Genomic DNA, 18,028 nt, shown 5'->3' with positions numbered 1-18,028 from the left:
CAGGCTGCTGCACGTAGGGCTGGCCCGGCTGCTGGTACTGCGGCTGTTGCATGGGCTGTGGAGCATAGGGCTGGCCCGGCTGCGCGTAAGGCTGTTGAGGAGCGGGCTGAGCATAAGGCTGCTGGTACTGCGGTTGCTGCGGCGGAACCGGTTGCTGGTACTGCGGCTGTTGCATGGGCTGTGGAGCATAGGGCTGGCCCTGCTGCACCTGCGACTGGTCAGCAACTGGTTGCTGAAACTGCGGCTGCTGCGCAGGTTGCTCCGGCTGACTGAGTGGCTGTTCTTCGGCGGCTTCCGGCTCGGTCACAGGCTCACTTGGTTGCGATCCCTGGACTTGAGCGTCCTGGTTGCTATCATGAACGTTTTCGTTGCTCATGAAGTCCCCTCACTAGCGTATTGACAGGTTACACGTAGTCCTAGTGTATCGGTTTAACTATTGTCTTGACGGAAATGGTCGAAGCCACCACTCAGTCGCTGCCCATCAAGACGAATCCCAGGTTGATCTCCCGGGCTCACTGCTCCGATCACGCCAATTGCCCTGAACGGTGAGGGCAACACAACCTGAGGCGGGAAAGTAGCCAACATCGGATGATCCTCACCGCCGAAAAGGACCCAATCCATCGCGTGATGTCCACAGGCCCGTGCAGCAGCATCCAATGCCTCGACGTCATCGGCCAGCAGGGACGAATCGATTTCAAGCATCACACCCGACGCGCGTGCCATCCTGCCTCCGTCACGCACCAGCCCGTCGGACACATCCATCATGGCGTGGGCATTGTGGCGAGCGGCAATCGGACCGGCTTCCAGCGGAGGCTCGGGCGCACGGTAAATCCTCACCGCTTCAGCGAAATCTCCCAGCAGGATATCGTCATGAACTGAGGGGTCAACGATGCGGCGTGACAGCAATTCCAGGCCTGCGCCGGAACGCCCCAATGTTCCGGCTATCGCTACGATGTCACCGGGTCGTGCACCTGAACGCAGGACGGGAGGCCCATCGACCCACCCGTGTGCGGTGACTGAAATGATCAGTTCCTCTCCCCCGGTCAGGTCGCCGCCAACCACGCCTGCGCCCGCTTCACGGGCACGCTGACCGAAGGCCTGCACCATGTCCACAAGCCAGTCAACGTCGTAGTCGCCGCGCAGAACAAGGGACACGACAAGCGCGCTCGTGCGCCCGCCCATCGCAGCGATGTCTGCCAGATTCTGGGCCGCAGCCCGCGCACCTATTTCAGCGCCGGTGGACCAGGCTTTCAGAAAGTGACTCTCTCCGACCAATGTATCGGTGGTCACCAGGAATGAGGGTTCAGGGCAGGAGATCAGCGCGCAGTCATCACCTGAACCGACGATGGTGCGCTCACCTTGGGGAAGAACATTGACAAAACGGGCGATCAGGTCGCCTTCATCACAGTCTCGGACCTTCATGCTGTCAGTGTACGTGAGCGTGCTGACGCATACAGACACATTGCTGCCGCCGAGGCCACATTCAAAGATTCAGCTTTCCCTGCCATCGGGATGCACACCAGATGGTCGCACTGACGCATTTCATCGGGTGACAGGCCTCGCGCTTCATTGCCGAAAACCCATGCGTGTGTGCGGGAAAGGAGCGGCGAGTCGCCCTCGTCAATGTCGAGAAGGCTGACAGATCCGTGGCCTCCGGACGTCCCAAGGACGAGTGCACCCCAGGTGCGAGCGCGCTCGATCGCCGCATCGAAAGTCAGGCCTGACATGATCGGCAGGTGGAACACTGATCCCGCTGTTGAGCGGATCACTTTCGGGCTGCGAACGTCAGCGGTGCCCACCGTGGTCAGGACGCACTGCGCACCCATCGCATCGGCCGTGCGGATCAGCGTACCGACGTTGCCGGGGTCTTGGATGCGCGCAAGGATCACTGCCAGTCCGTCAACGCTCGGCATCTGCGTAACAATCGCGTCGTGTCGAGCGACCGCGATGATGCCCTGACAGTCAGGGGACATCGCGTGAGCAACCTCGTCGGTGACGCGGTGAACCCACCGTGTGGCCTGGCGGGCCTGCTCCACGATTTCTGGCTGGGATTCCTCGACTCGTTCGGTGACGTAGACGTCGGTGACGCACTCGGGGCGCCATGTCACCAGTTCGAGGACTGCTCCTGGGCCTTCAACCAGGAGGAGTCCGGTGCGTGATTGTGCTGAGCGCCCGCCGAGTGAACGGACTGTTCGCACGCGGTCGGCACGCGGGTTGTCCATCACAGGCGGGCGCTCAGGATGAAAATTGTGAGTCAATCAGGATGCCTTGGGGGCGTTGACGTCTTCGGGCAGCGCTTCACGGGCAGTCTTCACAATTGCTGCGAAGGCGTTTGCGTCGTTGACTGCCAGGTCGGCCAGCATGCGGCGATCGATTTCGATGCCGGCAAGGTTCAGACCCTGAATGAGGCGGTTGTACGTCATGCCGTTTGCGCGTGCGGCAGCGTTGATGCGCTGGATCCACAGGCGACGGAAGTCACCCTTGCGGCGCTTACGGTCACGGTAGCTGTATACGAAAGAGTGAGTGACCTGCTCTTTTGCCTTACGGTACAGGCGTGAGCGCTGCCCACGGTATCCGGATGCGCGATCAAGTGTGGTGCGACGCTTCTTGCGGGCGTTGACAGACCTTTTCACACGTGCCATGTTGTTATCTCCTTACCTACAAGTCTTCGCTATCACTTACCCAGCAGGGTACGAACTCGCTTCGCATCTGCAGGTGCCAGCACCTGGTCACGGGAGAGGCGGCGAGTACGGCGTGAAGACTTGTGCTCGAGCAGGTGACGCTTACCAGCACGTTCACGCATGATTTTGCCGGAACCGGTCACGCGGAAGCGCTTCTTGGTTCCTGAGTGCGTCTTGTTCTTTCCTTTTGACATAGTGTCGTTTCCTAACCTTCAACACCTCTTGGCACTGGTGCCAAGAAAGTAGCTACTGTTCCGCGCTTTCAGCGTTCCTGGCGCTGCGAGCTTGCTCCTTGCTGGAACGTTCTGCCTGCTTGTCACGGCGGGCTTCGCGCTCAGCCTTGCGGCGGCGGCGTTGTTCGCTCATTGCTTCTGACTTGCGTCGCGTTGGGGCGAGCACCATCGTCATGTTGCGGCCATCCTGACGTGGGACGGATTCGACCGTCGCCATGTCACCGACCTCTTCTGCCAGACGTTCCAGCAAACGAACTCCCGCTTCGGGGCGAGACTGCTCGCGTCCGCGGAACATGATCATGACCTTGACTTTGTCTCCCTGGTTCAGGAAACGCTCCACGTGGTTCTTCTTCACGTTGAAGTCGTGGTCATCAATCTTCAGGCGGAAACGGATCTCTTTGAGCTGGGTGTTTGCCTGGTTGCGTCGCGCGTCGCGCGCTTTCTGTGCGGCTTCGTACTTGTACTTGCCGTAGTCCATCAATTTGGCTACTGGAGGTTTCGCGTTGGGTGCCACTTCAACGAGGTCGAGGCCTGCTTCGTCTGCCAGACGCAATGCGTCTTCGACGCGCACGACTCCGACTTGTTCTCCCGATGGGCCGACAAGACGTACTTCGTTTACTTTGATGCGCTCATTGATCCGAGGCTCGCTGATGGGTGGCTCCTTCCATGGTGGTGCATCACGAAAAAATCTCCGTGCGCAACGCAACGGAGACTGACACCACGTGGCCACAGCGATGCTGCATGCAGCATCGGCTCAAGCCAGGAACCCGATCCCCTGAGGCGGGAATCAAGGTGGGAGTATCTCCGCTTACGTCCCGGGTACGGTACCCGGACAATCGACAGCTACTGTATCACTGCCGTCGAAGGCAAATCCAGCGAGATTAGGCAGGATCGTCATGGGGTGCCTCACACTGCCAGATGTGGAAGGCCCCGCGTGCAACATCTGGTCACACACAGGGCCTTCGTCACCGAGATGCGGTGGTATGCGAATCACCCGCGGTTTACCACCATGATCCTGACGACCTCAGTTCAGTGATTTCAGGTTCAGTGCTTCCCTCGGGGAATGTCACCTGGCCTGACACACGGAATTCAACGTTGTCCGGTGAGGGGTTCTTGTTGAATTCGGTCGGATTTGTCTGGGTCTTGATCGTGGCCTTATCCGTGACGAACTCAAATGCGGAGACGTCTTCGAGGGTGGTGGGCAGTTTGGTCACTTCCAGAACAGCGAGTTTGGTGCTCTGCACGCCGCTGGGGCATGCTTCATTCAGATTTCCACCGTCGAGGGAGGCACAGCTTTCCACGAATTCCTTGGCCCGATCAAGCATCAGTGTCTGCAGTTTTTCGGTCGGTTCGGGTGCGTCCCACCAGAGCGTCGAGGATGACTCCGGGCCCCCCACGATCAGGCTCTTGTCGGGATAGTTCACATACTCATTGGATCCGTAGGATGCCTGCGCTGGGTAGATTCCGGGGTACAGGTAAAACGTCTGATACTCCTGGGAGTTCTGATCATCGTTCGTGATCGGAACGCTTTGAGAGCCGATGGTGACCGAGTCAAAAGTGCCTGGCTGGAGGGTGATCTCTGTGGCCAGTGTGTCGTCAATCTTCCAGTTCTTGAGAACGAGGAAGGTGGGCTGGGCAGGGGTGACCTGAAGTGTCGTATCGACGACTTGCCCATCAAGGTAGTATTCGACATCCAGCGTTACTCCGCGCGGCTTGTCGGAGCTGAGTGAATAGTCATCGCTGCCGGAATCAGCTCGCGTCACCGAGAAGTTCTCGATTCGCGCGGTCGCGCCGGCCATTGCTTCGTTTGTCAGAAACGCTCGTTGATTATTGGGTTTGCCTGGGTCCACCATCTGCGATGCAGCATTCGCGTCACCCGCTGCAAGATATCCCAGGTATTCTTCAGCAGCTTTTTCAGGGGTCCGCGTGCTGTTGAGGATGTAGAAAGCGATTGTCCCGATCAACGCGAGTGTCATCAATACGCCGATGAACACCAACACGATGCGGACAGTCTTGCCGGACGAGGACTTAGTCGTGGTCGCTGCGTAGGAAGACCCGGCGCCAGAAGCCATCGCAGCAAACTGCGGCTGTGGTTGCGGCGAGTACTGTTGCGGGTTGGGCTGCTGATAGTACTGCTGCTGGGCATATTGCTGCGGTTGCTGCGTCGCTTGCGCGTATTGCTGTGCCTGCCCCTGCTGCGGTTCTGGCGAATCAGCGGGCGGTGGTGGCGGAGGCATATACGAGTCAGCACTCCCCTGAGTTTCGGAGTGTGAATTCAGGTCGTTGCCATTCGCATTTTCAGACATAGTGCCATACTCCCGGTAAAAAGATTTAGCGCATGAAAGCGCTTCTATCCTAGTCAACTTTCATCGTGAAATGGCCGATCGCGCCCGCTTTCAGAACTGGAAGGGGAAGTCGAACGAGTATGCAGGGGCTCCACTGTCATCAAAAGTAACGGCTCCGACCATCTCGAGCTCATCCTCGTGAGGGGAATCGCCTCCATCACTGCAGAGTTGAAGCTCTGGGCTGCGTAGGCATCCTTTTAAGGCAACATTTTGACAACAATCTTCCCGCTTCAGTCCTCAGGAGTCACGATCCGCATATGGAAAACAGGATTTGATTCCTTCGATAATTCGACCGTGCCCTGGACGGCGAGTTTTTGCTCCTTGTCTGGTATGTTGAGCCCGTCATCCCTGAAATGGAGTGTCACGCTCGTCACGTCTGTTTGCATGTCCGGAATCCCCGTGGAGTGTGCCATCGACACAAGCTGGTTGTCGGCGGGGCTGGCAGTGGTCAGTTCTCCATTGAGGGTGGCTGATTCTGATTGCCCGTCTGTGTAGACAGCATAAATGAATCCGCACTCTTCATCAGGATTGTCGCGCTCTTCCAGACATTCGTGCAGGAAAGCGTTCGCGCGGTCAACAAAAGCCGCAGTGAATTGCTCGGTCAGTTCCGGCTCCCACTCAACAACCGACTCAGGAGCGTATCGATCACTGTCGTCAGGTGCCACAATCAGATCCTGATCGCCAAATGTCACAAAGTCGGTGTATGTGGCCTCCGCATGGAGTTCGTAGTGCGCAGGATACAGACGCACCGCCAGTGCGTTGTCAGGGACCGTCTCCAGTGAGCTGTCCCCAATCGTCAGCTGATCGGCAAGGCCAGAGGGAAATACGACCGTCTCAGCCAGCGACCTGGTGATCTGCCAGGTATCGTCACCAACGGGCCGGCTCACCCCGATTTCCGCTTCATATTCCTGTTCGCCCAGCAGGTAAGTGACGCCGAATAGATGCGTTCCGTCTTCAGACGTGTCTCTAGCTTCGATGCTGCCTAGAACGATTCGTTCAGAAGCGCCTGAGAGCACCGCATCAGTTCTCGCCTCCGTGAATGTGCCGTCGTCATCAGAAACACTGTCTCTTTCCATCGCCCGGGCATCTTCAGCCTGTCCGGCGGCAAGATGCTCAATGTACTGGCGAACAAACACCTCAGGGTTGTCGGATTGCGACGGGCGGGCCATCATCACCATCACAATGACAGCCACGGCCACCACAGCGGCCACTGCACATACGATGCCAATAATCAGGCCGGCTTTCTTCCTGGGTGTCGTGACCGGGAGGTTGGATAACTGAAATGGGGCGGAATTCGGTGCGTGCTGCAACATCGGCTGATCTCCTTACCTGCGTCGCGACAAGTTACGATCATCGTAAGAGACCACGTTCAGGATTAACAGCTATACCGCCTGAACCCACGTTGGCGCGATCACGATCTGGTCAGCCGCAGCTTTGAGGCGATCACTGCCGTGAATGCAGTTGATTGCGCGCGACAATTCGCGTCGGACCGCTCGCTCATCACCACCGGCGGCCGCGCACAGCTCGACGATGACGCGACTGCCGCCTCCATGATGGATACGCACATCGACCACGCATCGGACACCCTCGTCCATAATGATGCGCAGCAGACCGGCGGCAAGTTCGCGATCTTTCCACGCGGGCAGCCACCTGTCCCCCACTGACAGCGAATTGCACGCGGGGCGCGGGATCACGATATTCGCACCGCGCGGATCGGCCACTATCAGCCCTCGGGTTTCGACGAGGGCGCTCAACGCGGCAAGGCGCGTTGAGACAGGCAATGGGCGTGCCTGTGGGTCAAACGCTGCAAGCTCATCCGTTGACGTGAACACGGCCAATGCCGGGCCTTCAGGTGTTTCCGCCCTGGTGAACTCCACGTGGTTGTCAGAGTTTCCGCCATTGAGGACAACTGGAATAATGACGCGCTCACTGCTCAGTGCGTGAACAAGCTGTTCGAGGCGCTCGCCCTGCTCGCTGCGGGTACCGGCTGGCAGTCCGAGTGCGTGACGCGTCAACGGCAACGTCTGGCCACAATCCGATGAGTCGGTGTGCAGTGTCAGGCGCTGCGCAATCTTGTCGCGTTGCTCATCGCTCAGTTCCATCATGACTGTTGAGGGCCGGCCGCTTCCAGCGCCTCTTCCAACGTGAACGCCCCGGCGTACAGGGCTTTACCAATGATTGCACCTTCCAGGCCGATCGACGTCAGTTCACGCAGGGCTCGAATATCGTCAATGCTGGACACACCGCCCGAGGCGACAACCGGCGCATCGGTACGTTCACATACGGCGCGGAGCAGATCAATATTCGGCCCCTGCATCATGCCGTCACGCGCCACATCGGTGACCACATATCGGGCACAGCCAGCCTCGTTCAGACGCTCCAGGACCTTCCAGACATTTCCACCTGGTTTCGTCCAGCCTCGTGCTGCCAGAGTCTCACCGCGCACATCCAGGCCCACGGCAACCTGATCGCCGTAACGCTGGATAATCGATTCGGTCCATTCGGGGTCTTCCAGCGCTGCCGTGCCGATATTGATGCGGCGTGCACCGGTGGCCAGGGCGCGCTGAAGTGAGGCGTCATCACGGATGCCGCCCGACAGTTCAACGTGCAGCGGGATCTGGCGTACGACATCAGCCAGCAGGTCGATATTGGATCCGCGTCCAAAAGCGGCATCCAGGTCAACCAGGTGCAGCCACGCGGCGCCTGCGTGGGTGAACGCCTGTGCAGCTTCCAGGGGTACGCCGTACTGTGTTTCCGTTCCTGCCTCACCCTGGCGCAAGCGCACTGCTTGCCCCTCAACCACGTCAACGGCAGGCAGAAGAATCAACGGAGTATCCATCAGTCACCTTTTCTAGTCAGATAGAGCGGTTTTAGTCAGACACGGTGGTCGCCAACCAATTCTGCAGCAGCTTCAAGCCGGCGGCACCAGATTTTTCGGGGTGGAACTGTGTGGCGTTCAGCGCTCCGTCTTCCACGGCTGCGACAAAGCGCTGACCGTAGGTTGCCCAGCTCGTCTGCGGAGCAGCTGCGGTGCGAGGGCGAGATGTCTGAGCCGGATCATCCATCACGGCGTAGGAATGCACGAAGTAGAAGTACTCCTCATCCAGTCCGTCGAACAGTGTCGTGTCGGATGCGGCTTCAACCTGTGTCCACCCCATGTGTGGAATGATGGGCGCGTCCAGACGGTCCACGGTTCCGTCCCACTGCCCCAGGCCCTCGGTCGTGCCCTTTTCAGTGGAGCGGTCGAACATGATCTGCAGCCCGACGCAGATTCCCAGCACGGGCCTTGCACCTGCGATCCGGCGTTCAATCATCCTCAGGCCTTGCACTGCGCGCAGCTGGTCCATCACCGTGATGAATGCTCCCACACCTGGCACCACCAGGCCGTCAGCTTCGCTGACTTCCTGCGGATCGGCGCTCAGTGAGACGTCGGCACCGGCTCGTTCCAGCGCACTGCACGCTGAGCGCACGTTACCTGACCCGAATTTCAAGACGACGATTCGAGGGCGTCGCTGCATCATGCTCATGGTTTTCTGAACCACCCTAATGGGCCGCGTGGCCGCTTCAGGCATGTGCCATCAGGTGCGACCGACCCGTTGTAGTCATCCGGGGTGGTTCTGCCCAGCAGCAGGTCTTCAAGGGCCACCGGCATTGATCCGATCAGCACGCCAGCTGGAATATCGTCTTCCGGCTCGCCCGACACGTATCGGCGTGCACTGATCTGTCCGGATACACCCGGCTCCACATCTTCCTCGTCACCTTCAACCAGCCACGACATGATTGCCACGGAGCCCAGCTTGGACAGGCGTGAGGTCAGTCGTGCCACCTGATCCACTTCGGGTGGCATGGAGCGGCACTTGCCCATCAGTGAGGCCAGCTCGTCTTCCTCGGTCATCGGCTGATTGGAATCAACTTTCAGCCAAATCGCGGTCCACGGCTTAATCGGGACGACGTGGACGGAAAGCCCGGCCAGCTGCAGGAGTTTGTGCAGCGCCTCGGCTGACGGAATCGGTGTGAGCACCAATGCGACCGACAGGGATCCACCTTCCAGGTGCAAGGATTCATCAACCGGAGTGTCCAGGTCATGCCGTTCGGCAGGTGCGCTTGAGCGCTCGAAGTCCGCAACGATTCCCGCGAACTTAGCGTCAATGTCCTCATCGTCAGGACGCTGAGGAACATCCTGGACCATTACAGTGCTCCTTTGGTAGACGGAATGCCACTCACCCGTGGATCCGGTTCAACAGCGCCGCGCATCGCGCGGGCAAGTGCCTTGAACTGCGCTTCCACAATGTGGTGCGGGTCGCGACCGGCAAGCAGACGCACATGCAGACAGATTCCGGCGTTATAGGCCAGCGACTCAAACACGTGTCGTGTCATGGAGCCGGTGAAGTGCCCGCCAATGAGGTGGTATTCCTGGCCGGCCGGCTCGCCCTCGTGCACGAGGTACGGCCGCCCTGAAATGTCCACAACAGCATGAGCGAGGGCTTCGTCCAGGGGCACCGTAGCATCTGCGAAACGGCGGATTCCTGCCTTGTCACCAAGCGCCAACTTGATGGCCTGGCCCAGGCAGATCGCGGTGTCTTCGACAGTGTGGTGCACGTCCACGTCCACATCCCCGCGCGCCTGAACAGTCAGGTCGATCAGGGAGTGACGCCCAAATGCGGTGAGCATATGGTCGTAGAACGGCACACCAGTCGAAATGTTGGTCACGCCGCTGCCGTCAAGATTCACTTCCAGGTGAATTGTTGACTCTGATGTTTCGCGGTCAATTGTCGCAGTTCGCGCGTTCATGAGAGAACCTCCTCCAGTGCCGTCATGAATTGCTGGTTTTCCTCAGGTGTCCCTACGCTGACCCGCAGCCAGCCGTCAGGGCCGACGACGCGGATCAACACGCCCCGCTCCAGGAGCTTGTCAAAGATGTCCTGCCGGTTATCGAAACGTCCAAAGAAAATGAAGTTCGCGTCAGATTGAGCCACCTGCAGCCCTCGTGATTCCAGCCAGTGCGCGAGGGCGTCCCGACTGTCACGCAGGTCGGCCACCTGCTGCATGAGGCTTTCACGGTGACGCAGCGCCGCCAGTGCCACTGCCTGCGTGATGGCTGACAGATGGTAGGGCAAGCGCACCAGCATGATCGCGTCAATGACGTCCTGGCAGGCCACCATGTATCCCAGACGCAGCCCCGCCATTCCAAATGCTTTCGACATGGTGCGGGAGACGACCACGTGCGGATTCTGCTCAACGAGTTCGAGTGCCGAGGATGTCCCCGCACGCCTGAATTCCGCGTACGCTTCATCGATGACCAGCAGGCTCGCTGTGGGCTGTCCGTCCGGCCCGACAGGCCCGCTGAATCGTGTGTCGTCAGCCAGGGAGCGGATGTCGTCAAGTGACAGTGCTGTTCCGGTGGGATTGTTCGGACTGGCCAGCAGAACGACTGCCGGATGCTCAGTTTCGAGCAGGTCGCGCAAAGCATCCAGGTCGATGGAAAAATCCTCGTGCCGATCACACGTGACCCACCGTGAGCACGTGTCGCGCGCGTACTCGTGATACATCGAGTATGTCGGGGCACATGAAACGACGGTCCGTGACGTGCCGGCGAATGCCTGCAGAATCTGGGTCATGACTTCGTTGGAACCGTTGGCTGCCCATACATGTTCGGGCGGAACACTTACACCGCTTTCGTCAGCCAGATATCGTGCCAGTTCCCCACGCAGTTCCAGAAAATCGCGATCCGGGTAGCGGTTCAGCCCGCTGGCGGCGCGAGCCACTGAGCGCGCGATATCGTCAACCAGCTCGTCAGAAGGCGCCCACGGATTCTCATTGACGTTCAGGCGTACGGGCACCTCCAGTTGGGGCGCGCCATACGGGCTCAGTCCCGCAAGTTCAGGGCGCAGCGGCAAACGTAAATCAGTCATTGCGTCCGCCTTCCTCGCGTCGGATCAGCGCGGCTGCTCCGTGCGCCGGCAGGTCTTCGGCACATGCCAGCGTGTTGAGGTCATCGGTGAGCGCTTCGAGCGCATCGCGTGAATACTCGACGACCTGCTGGCTGCGCAGATACTGTCCCACGTTCAGTCCGGCAGCGTAGCGGGCGGTGCCTCCTGTGGGCAGGACGTGGTTGGAGCCTGCAACGTAGTCGCCCAGCGGTACCGGCGTGTACGGGCCGACAAAAATGGCACCTGCGTTGCGCACGCGCAGCGCTACTTCGGCAGCATTCTCAGTCTGTACTTCGAGGTGTTCGGGAGCATACGCATCCACAACGCGCAGCCCAGCATCCAGATCATCGACGAGAACGATGCCCGACTGCGGTCCGCTCAGCGCCGTCATAATGCGTTCGGTGTGCGCGGTCAGCGGTGCCAGCCGCTGAATCTCAGCTTCCACTGCATCCGCAAGCGGCTCACTGTCCGTGATCAGAACAGATGCGGCAGCAGGATCATGTTCCGCCTGGCTGATCAAGTCAGCGGCAACGAAAGCGGGGTGAGCATCACCATCGGCAAGGATCGCTATTTCAGTGGTTCCCGCTTCCGCATCGATCCCCACGTGAGCAGACACCACCCGTTTAGCTGCGGCCACATAAATGTTGCCCGGTCCTGCTACGACATCAACCGGTTCACACACGTCACCCTCGTCGTCAAATCCGTAGGCAAGGCCGGCGATTGCCTGCGCACCACCCATTGCCCACACGTCGTCCACGCCCAGCAGTGCGCACGCTGCAAGGATTGTCGGGTGCGGCAGTCCGCCGAACTCGCGTTGCGGCGGTGAAGCCAGGGCGATTGAGCTGACGCCGGCGACCTGCGCGCACACCACGTTCATCACAACTGAGGAGGGGTAGACAGCCAAGCCACCTGGGACGTAGACACCGGCGCGCTGCACTGGTACCCACCGCTGGGTAATCGTGCCGCCGGGAATGATGGTGGCGTGTTGCGTGGTGGGCAGCTGGACAGTGTGGCCGGCGCGGTTATGCTCGATCGACACTTCCAGCGCGCCGCGCACCGCAGGGTCAAGTCCATCGAGGGCGGCACGGATCTGGTCGGCCGGTACCTTCAGGCGATCGGGACGCACATGGTCGAAACGCTCGGCACAGTCCTTGATGGCGCTCGCACCCTCGTGGATGACGCTGTCGATAATCGGCGTGACAGCCTCGACCGCTGCGGTGATGTCGAATGCAGCTCGTGGCAGTTGACGGCGGATTGCATCTGTGGTGGCACTGGTGCCGCGAAGATCCATGCGTTTCATAACTCTTAGCCTAACTCAGGAGGTCATCACTCCGTCTGCTCCGACCACGGCCTTGACCTGGCTGAAAAATGCGCTGGATTTTTCGACGCGGTACTTCGGGTCAACTTCGACGATTGTGACGCGCCCGCCTTGGCGCAAGTGGATGCGCACAGGTGATTCGCCTGGGAAAGCTTCCAGCACGTCTTTGAGTTCGGTCAGCATTGAGCGAGTGCATCGGCCAGGAGTCATCTGCAGGTCCAGCGGGGAGTCCTGATCGTCACGCAGATCCAGCAACGTCATGGCCTGGCCGATCAGTTCGACGTTCTCATCGCGCTGGGTGACGCGCCCCTCGACCTGGACGATCGTGTCGGTAGCCAGGTAGGACTGAATTGTTTCGAACGAGCGAGGGAAGAAAAGCACTTCGATGGAAGCGCTGAGGTCTTCCACCGTTGCGATCGCCCACTGGTTGCCCTGCTTGGTGACCTTCATCTGAACCGACGACACCAGTCCTGCGACGCGCACCTTGCGGTCCGCCATGGCTTCTTCGGAGGAGACGATCGCGGCGATGTCGATGTCCTGGTATCGGCGCAGCGCCGCTTCCACACCGCGCAGTGGATGGTCGGAGACATACAGGCCAAGCATTTCGCGTTCATCGGCCAGTTTGTGCCGCTTATCGAATTCGGGCAGGTCAGGGATTTCGACCGTGAGGGAGGACTGTACAGGTGCTGCTGCTCCACCCATGGCGGCAAACAGGTCGAACTGGCCGATGGCCTCATTGCGTTTCAGGTCGGTGACCGCGTCGACGGCCTCGTCGCAGCGGGACAGCAGGGAGCGCCGGTTCTTCCCCAGAGAGTCGAAGGCGCCGGCCTTAATGAGTGACTGGATGGTGCGCTTATTGCACACGGTGGCAGGTACCTTGTCCAGGAGGTCCTGGAAGGAGGTATACGCGCCTTTTTCCGAGCGCGCCTGCACGATACCGTCCACCACGTTCGCGCCGACGTTCTGGATCGCAGACAGGCCAAAACGGATGTTCGACCCATCTGGCGCGAACGTGCCCATCGAAGCGTTGACGTCGGGGGGCAAAACGGTGATATCCATGTGACGACATTCAGCCAGGTACAAGGCTCGCCGATCCTTGTTGTCTTTGGTCGAGGTCAGCAATGCGGCCATGTATTCAGTGGGAAAATTCGCCTTGAGGTAGGCAGTCCAGTACGACACCAATCCGTACGCCGCCGAGTGCGCCTTGTTGAACGCGTAGTTCGAGAACGGAACCAGAATGTCCCACAGTGTTTTCACCGCATCATCGGAATAGCCATGTTCGCGCATCCCCTGCGAGAACGGTCCGAACTCCTGGTCCAGAATCTTTTTCTTCTTCTTACCCATCGCGCGTCGGAGCATATCTGCCTGACCCAGTGAGTATCCGGCCAGTTTCTGCGCGATCTGCATGACCTGTTCCTGGTAGACGATCAGACCGTACGTAGTGCCCAGAATGTCTTTGAGCGGCTCAGCAAGTTCAGGGTGAATGGGAGTGATTTCCTGACGCCCGTTCTTACGCAGAGCGTAGTTCGTGTGCGAGTCTGCGCCCATCGGGCCGGGTCGGTACAACGCGCCCACAGCTGAAATATCTTCAAAGTTGTCGGGGCGCATCAGTTTGAGAAGTTCTCGCATCCCCGAGCCATCCAGCTGGAACACGCCGAGCGTGTCGCCGCGTGCCAACAGGTCGTAGGTTGCCGGGTCGTTGAGCGGCAACTGATCAAGGTCCGGGACATCCTTGTTGTTCAGCCTGATATTTTCGAGGGCGTCTGACAGGACCGTGAGGTTTCGCAGCCCCAGGAAGTCCATCTTCAGCAACCCCAGCGCTTCACACGTGGGATAGTCGAACTGCGTAATGATCGCGCCGTCAGCGAGGCGCTTCATGATCGGAATAATGTCGGTCAGCGTATGCGAGGACATGATCACCGCGCATGCGTGGACACCCCATTGTCGTGTCAGTCCTTCCAGTCCCATCGCCAGGTTGACGATGTCGTGAGTCTGCGGATTTTCCTCGTAGTATTTACGGAACTCCGCTGCCTCGCCGTAGCGCTTGTCTTCCTTGTCGAAAATGCCGTGCACTGAAATGTTCTTGCCCATCACTGCCGGGGGCAGTGCCTTGGTGAGCTGCTCGCCTGTCTTGAAGTCGTAGCCGAGCAGTCGTGCTGAGTCCTTCAGTGCCTGTTTCGTCATGATTCGTCCGAAGGTGACGACCTGACTGATCCGGTCTTCGCCGTATTTACGTTTCACGTATTCGATCACTTCGTCGCGGCGACGTTCGTCGAAGTCCACATCGAAGTCAGGCATGGAGACGCGCTCGGGGTTGAGGAAGCGTTCGAAAATCAGGCCGTGTTCCATTGGGTTCAGCTCGGTGATACGCATCGCGTAGGCCACCATGGAGCCAGCACCGGAGCCTCGGCCAGGCCCCACGCGGATGCCCTGATGCTTGGCCCAGTTGATGTAGTCCGCCACCGTCAGGAAGTAGCCGGGGAACCCCATCGAGATAATGACGTCTTCTTCGTATTCAGCCTGTTTACGCACGTCATCAGGAACGCCGTCCGGGAAACGGTCGGCCAGCCCTCGTTCAACTTCCTTGATGAACCACGATGTTTTGTCTTCGCCCTCGGGCACGGGGAAATCGGGCATGTAGTTGGCGCCCTCTTTGGTGGTGGTGAAGTGCACGTCGCAGCGTTCAGCAATGTCCAGGGTGGTGTCGCATGCTTCGGGCAGTTCAGCCCAGGTGCGACGCATGTCTTCGCTGGAGCGGATATAGTAGCCGTCGCCGTCGAATTTGAAGCGGTCCTGGTCAGCCAGCTTGGCACCCGAGTTGATGCACAATAACGCGTCCTGCACATCGCGGTCTTCATTTTTAACGTAGTGCGCATCGTTGGTCGCTACCAGTGGAGCATCCATGAGCTTGGCCAATTTGAGCAGGTCATTGCGTGTGCGTCGTTCAAATTCGATGCCGTGATCCATGACTTCGACATAGAAGTTCTCCGGCCCGAAAATGTCGCGCAGCTCCCCTGCTTCACGCACTGCTTCATCCCACTGACCCAACCGCATATGGGTTTGGACGGCTCCCGACGGGCACCCTGAGAAAACGATCAACCCTTCGTGGTATTCCTGCAGCAGTTCCTTGTCGGCACGCGGCCACTTACCAAACTGTCCTTCCGTGGAGGCGCGTGAACCAAGGCGAAACAGATTCAGCATGCCTTCGGTCGTGTAGGCCAGCAGTGTCAGGTGGTTGTATGCGCCATTGGCCGAAACGTCGTCACTGCGCTGCCACGGTTCTCCCCAGTGGACACGCTTCGTGTCAAATCTGGACGTGCCGGGAGTGACGTATGCTTCAAGGCCAATGATGGGTTTAATTCCGGCATCTTTGCACGCTGAATAGAATTCGAAGGCGCCGAACAGGTATCCGTGATCGGTCAGTCCGATTGCCGGTTGTTCGAGGCGGGCAGCTTCCTGAACCATCGGCGCGATTTTCGCTGCGCCGTCCAGCATGGAGTATTCGGAGTGGTTGTGAAGATGAACGAAACTGTCACGGGTGGCCATACGTGTCATCTTAATGGTTCTGCAGTGCCCTCGATGAGCTGAGCGAGGTGACGATGCTCAATTCCTGCATCCCAGAATGTGTCGTCGCCGTGTGACACATATCCGAGGCGTTCGTAGAATCCCTGTGCCTGCAGTTGCGCGTCGAGGTCGACCCGGGCGTGCCTGCCGGCAGGGGTTCGTCGTTTGACTTCTTCGTGCAGAGCATTGACGAGGGCGGCTCCGCATCCACTGCCGCGTGCCTCCTGTCTGACAGCAAGGCGCCCCAGGTGATAGCAATCATCACCATCCGGGATGAGGCGCACGGTTCCAACAGGGTGGCCAGCCTCGTCCTCGGCAATGAATTGGGTGACGGCGGGGTTGAAGTCGCGTGCATCAATTTCAAGGACCATAGGAACGTGCTGTTCAACAACGAACACATCCCACCTGATCGAGATAATGGCGAAGCGGTCGGAGTCGGTGGCGCGTCGGACGTGAAGAGTGGTCATCGTGGTTTTCTCAGGAGGGTGAGGGCAGCATCAAGGTCGTCCATGTACGGTGCGTCCACGGTGACGTGTTTGCCGGTGCGTGGGTGTGCGAAGCCGAGCTGGACGGCGTGCAACCATTGACGTTCCAAGCCGAGGCGTTCAGCCTGCGTGGGGTCAGCGCCGTAGAACACGTCGCCGACACACGGATGGTTGACCGCTGCCATGTGGACGCGGATCTGGTGTGTGCGGCCGGTTTCCAGGTGGATTGACAGCAGGGCTGCACCAGCCATGAGTTCGAGGGTGTCGTAATGTGTCACGGCACGCTTGCCACCTTCGATAACGGCCATGCGCCATTCGCGCGACGGATGGCGGCCAATGGGCGCGTCGATGGTGCCCGATGGCGGATCCAAGTGTCCGGCGACCACGGCATGGTAAATCTTCGTGACGGTGCGTTCCTTGAAGGCCCGTTTCATCACCGAATATGCCAGTTCGGATTTGGCGACCATCATGGCGCCAGATGTACCCACGTCAAGGCGGTGCACGATTCCCTGGCGTTCGGGCGGGCCTGACAGTGCGATGCGGAAGCCTGCGGCTTCCAGGTTGCCGATCACTGTGGGACCGGTCCATCCCGGGCCCGTGTGTGCCGCAACGCCGACAGGTTTGTTGACCACGACGATGTCGTCATCATCGTAGAGGATGTCCATGCCGGTCACGGGTGCGGGTTGCACACGGTGCTGCGGTATGTCGACTTCAATGAGGTCCTGAAGGCTGAGCCGGTCCGACTTCCGACTGACGGCACCGTTGATGCGCACGTGTCCTGCGCTGACAAGGTCACCGGCCTGAGAGCGTGACATGCCGAGCATGCGTGAGAGTGCCACGTCCACGCGGGTATCGACCAGCGCGTCCGGCACTGGCAGGTAGCGGTGCTCGAACTCGTCACTCATCGGTGCGCGCACCGGAATGGGAGTGTTCTGTTCGCAGGAAGATGATCACCATCAACACTGCTGCCACAACGATCCAGATATCGGCAACGTTGCCAACGAAGTAGTCGTTGTAGTTGATGAAGTCAACGACGTGTCCGCGCCCGAACGAGGGAGGCTGCACGAGGCGATCCACTAGGTTACCCGCCGCTCCCCCGGCAAGAAGACCCACCACGGCTGCCACACTCGTGGAGGTGATTTTCGGCAGGACCCAGATGATGACGCCGAGCACGACCACTGAGATGATCGTGAAAATCCACGTTGAGCCTGCCCCCATCGAGAAGGCGGCTCCGGAGTTCCTGACCAGCTGGAGACTCAGGAAGTCACCAATAAGTGGACGGCGCTGCCCCTCGGACAACGAGGACAAAGCCCAGAACTTCGTGACCTGGTCACTGATCAGTGCGACGAGTGCTACGACTATGGCGCTGACCAGTGGGCGCCGTGACACATTCGTTGCAGCTGGACTCGTTGACACATGTTCTCCTAACAGGTGGGGCATAAATGTGGCGGCAGCGTCTGGTACGCCGCCGC

The 18,028-nt window shown here is 59.4% G+C and carries 19 protein-coding genes; 1 reads left to right on the top strand and 18 read right to left on the bottom strand.

What is annotated here, in order from left to right:
• The coding region (locus tag AC1DA5_RS01575; protein ID WP_480289073.1) for a hypothetical protein at positions 1-400 on the top strand (400 nt) is incomplete at its 5' end.
• 29 nt (positions 401-429) lie between these two features.
• Here AC1DA5_RS01575 and thiL read toward each other — a convergent pair.
• From thiL to lspA, 18 genes are all read right to left on the bottom strand, one after another.
• Positions 430-1,422, bottom strand: coding sequence for a thiamine-phosphate kinase (gene thiL / locus AC1DA5_RS01570; protein ID WP_058236485.1), 993 nt, complete (start codon positions 1,420-1,422; stop codon positions 430-432).
• Positions 1,419-2,258 (bottom strand): TrmH family RNA methyltransferase, encoded by an 840-nt coding sequence (locus tag AC1DA5_RS01565; protein ID WP_227469197.1) that lies wholly within the window; start codon positions 2,256-2,258, stop codon positions 1,419-1,421. Before AC1DA5_RS01565 ends, thiL begins: the two co-directional genes overlap by 4 nt.
• Positions 2,259-2,642, bottom strand: a complete 384-nt coding sequence (gene rplT / locus AC1DA5_RS01560) for a 50S ribosomal protein L20 (RefSeq protein WP_058236484.1) — start codon at positions 2,640-2,642, stop codon at positions 2,259-2,261. It abuts the gene before it with no gap.
• 32 nt (positions 2,643-2,674) lie between these two features.
• Positions 2,675-2,875 carry a 50S ribosomal protein L35 gene (gene rpmI / locus AC1DA5_RS01555; protein ID WP_058236483.1) on the bottom strand — a complete coding sequence of 67 codons (201 nt, stop codon included), beginning with the start codon at positions 2,873-2,875 and terminating at the stop codon, positions 2,675-2,677.
• Between the two features lie 52 nt (positions 2,876-2,927).
• Positions 2,928-3,644 (bottom strand): translation initiation factor IF-3, encoded by a 717-nt coding sequence (infC, locus tag AC1DA5_RS01550; RefSeq protein ID WP_227469198.1) that lies wholly within the window; start codon positions 3,642-3,644, stop codon positions 2,928-2,930.
• 271 nt (positions 3,645-3,915) lie between these two features.
• Positions 3,916-5,220 carry a hypothetical protein gene (locus AC1DA5_RS01545; protein ID WP_058236482.1) on the bottom strand — a complete coding sequence of 435 codons (1,305 nt, stop codon included), beginning with the start codon at positions 5,218-5,220 and terminating at the stop codon, positions 3,916-3,918.
• Positions 5,221-5,489: 269 nt separating this feature from the next.
• On the bottom strand, positions 5,490-6,572 hold the full coding sequence (locus AC1DA5_RS01540; RefSeq protein WP_058236481.1) for a hypothetical protein: 1,083 nt from the start codon (positions 6,570-6,572) through the stop codon (positions 5,490-5,492).
• Between the two features lie 69 nt (positions 6,573-6,641).
• Complete coding sequence (locus AC1DA5_RS01535) at positions 6,642-7,364, bottom strand: SseB family protein (RefSeq protein WP_074026157.1); 723 nt, start codon at positions 7,362-7,364, stop codon at positions 6,642-6,644.
• Entirely contained in the window at positions 7,361-8,098 is a 738-nt protein-coding gene (priA, locus tag AC1DA5_RS01530) for a bifunctional 1-(5-phosphoribosyl)-5-((5-phosphoribosylamino)methylideneamino)imidazole-4-carboxamide isomerase/phosphoribosylanthranilate isomerase PriA (RefSeq protein ID WP_058236479.1), read from the bottom strand. The genes AC1DA5_RS01535 and priA overlap by 4 nt, the downstream gene beginning before the upstream one ends.
• 31 nt (positions 8,099-8,129) lie before the next feature.
• On the bottom strand, positions 8,130-8,786 hold the full coding sequence (gene hisH, locus AC1DA5_RS01525) for an imidazole glycerol phosphate synthase subunit HisH (RefSeq protein WP_257525446.1): 657 nt from the start codon (positions 8,784-8,786) through the stop codon (positions 8,130-8,132).
• A complete protein-coding gene (locus AC1DA5_RS01520) occupies positions 8,783-9,448 on the bottom strand; it encodes a hypothetical protein (RefSeq protein WP_058236478.1) in 666 nt (221 codons plus the stop codon). The genes hisH and AC1DA5_RS01520 overlap by 4 nt, the downstream gene beginning before the upstream one ends.
• Positions 9,448-10,050 carry an imidazoleglycerol-phosphate dehydratase HisB gene (gene hisB, locus AC1DA5_RS01515; RefSeq protein ID WP_058236477.1) on the bottom strand — a complete coding sequence of 201 codons (603 nt, stop codon included), beginning with the start codon at positions 10,048-10,050 and terminating at the stop codon, positions 9,448-9,450. The genes AC1DA5_RS01520 and hisB overlap by 1 nt, the downstream gene beginning before the upstream one ends.
• A complete protein-coding gene (locus AC1DA5_RS01510) occupies positions 10,047-11,171 on the bottom strand; it encodes a histidinol-phosphate transaminase (protein ID WP_058236476.1) in 1,125 nt (374 codons plus the stop codon). Before AC1DA5_RS01510 ends, hisB begins: the two co-directional genes overlap by 4 nt.
• Positions 11,164-12,489 carry a histidinol dehydrogenase gene (gene hisD / locus AC1DA5_RS01505; RefSeq protein WP_058236475.1) on the bottom strand — a complete coding sequence of 442 codons (1,326 nt, stop codon included), beginning with the start codon at positions 12,487-12,489 and terminating at the stop codon, positions 11,164-11,166. The genes AC1DA5_RS01510 and hisD overlap by 8 nt, the downstream gene beginning before the upstream one ends.
• A 15-nt stretch (positions 12,490-12,504) precedes the next feature.
• Positions 12,505-16,053 (bottom strand): DNA polymerase III subunit alpha, encoded by a 3,549-nt coding sequence (gene dnaE, locus AC1DA5_RS01500; protein WP_058236867.1) that lies wholly within the window; start codon positions 16,051-16,053, stop codon positions 12,505-12,507.
• Between the two features lie 5 nt (positions 16,054-16,058).
• Positions 16,059-16,538: a GNAT family N-acetyltransferase gene (locus tag AC1DA5_RS01495; RefSeq protein WP_058236474.1), complete on the bottom strand. Its 480-nt coding sequence runs from the start codon at positions 16,536-16,538 to the stop codon at positions 16,059-16,061.
• Positions 16,535-17,461: an RluA family pseudouridine synthase gene (locus tag AC1DA5_RS01490; protein WP_058236866.1), complete on the bottom strand. Its 927-nt coding sequence runs from the start codon at positions 17,459-17,461 to the stop codon at positions 16,535-16,537. The genes AC1DA5_RS01495 and AC1DA5_RS01490 overlap by 4 nt, the downstream gene beginning before the upstream one ends.
• Positions 17,454-17,972: a signal peptidase II gene (lspA, locus tag AC1DA5_RS01485; protein WP_257525445.1), complete on the bottom strand. Its 519-nt coding sequence runs from the start codon at positions 17,970-17,972 to the stop codon at positions 17,454-17,456. Before lspA ends, AC1DA5_RS01490 begins: the two co-directional genes overlap by 8 nt.
• Positions 17,973-18,028: the final 56 nt, after the last annotated feature.

Source organism: Pauljensenia sp. C0254C2, assembly GCF_056583835.1.
The sequence above is the reverse complement of the archived record's forward strand: the minus strand, read 5'-3'. Positions and strand labels throughout refer to the sequence as shown.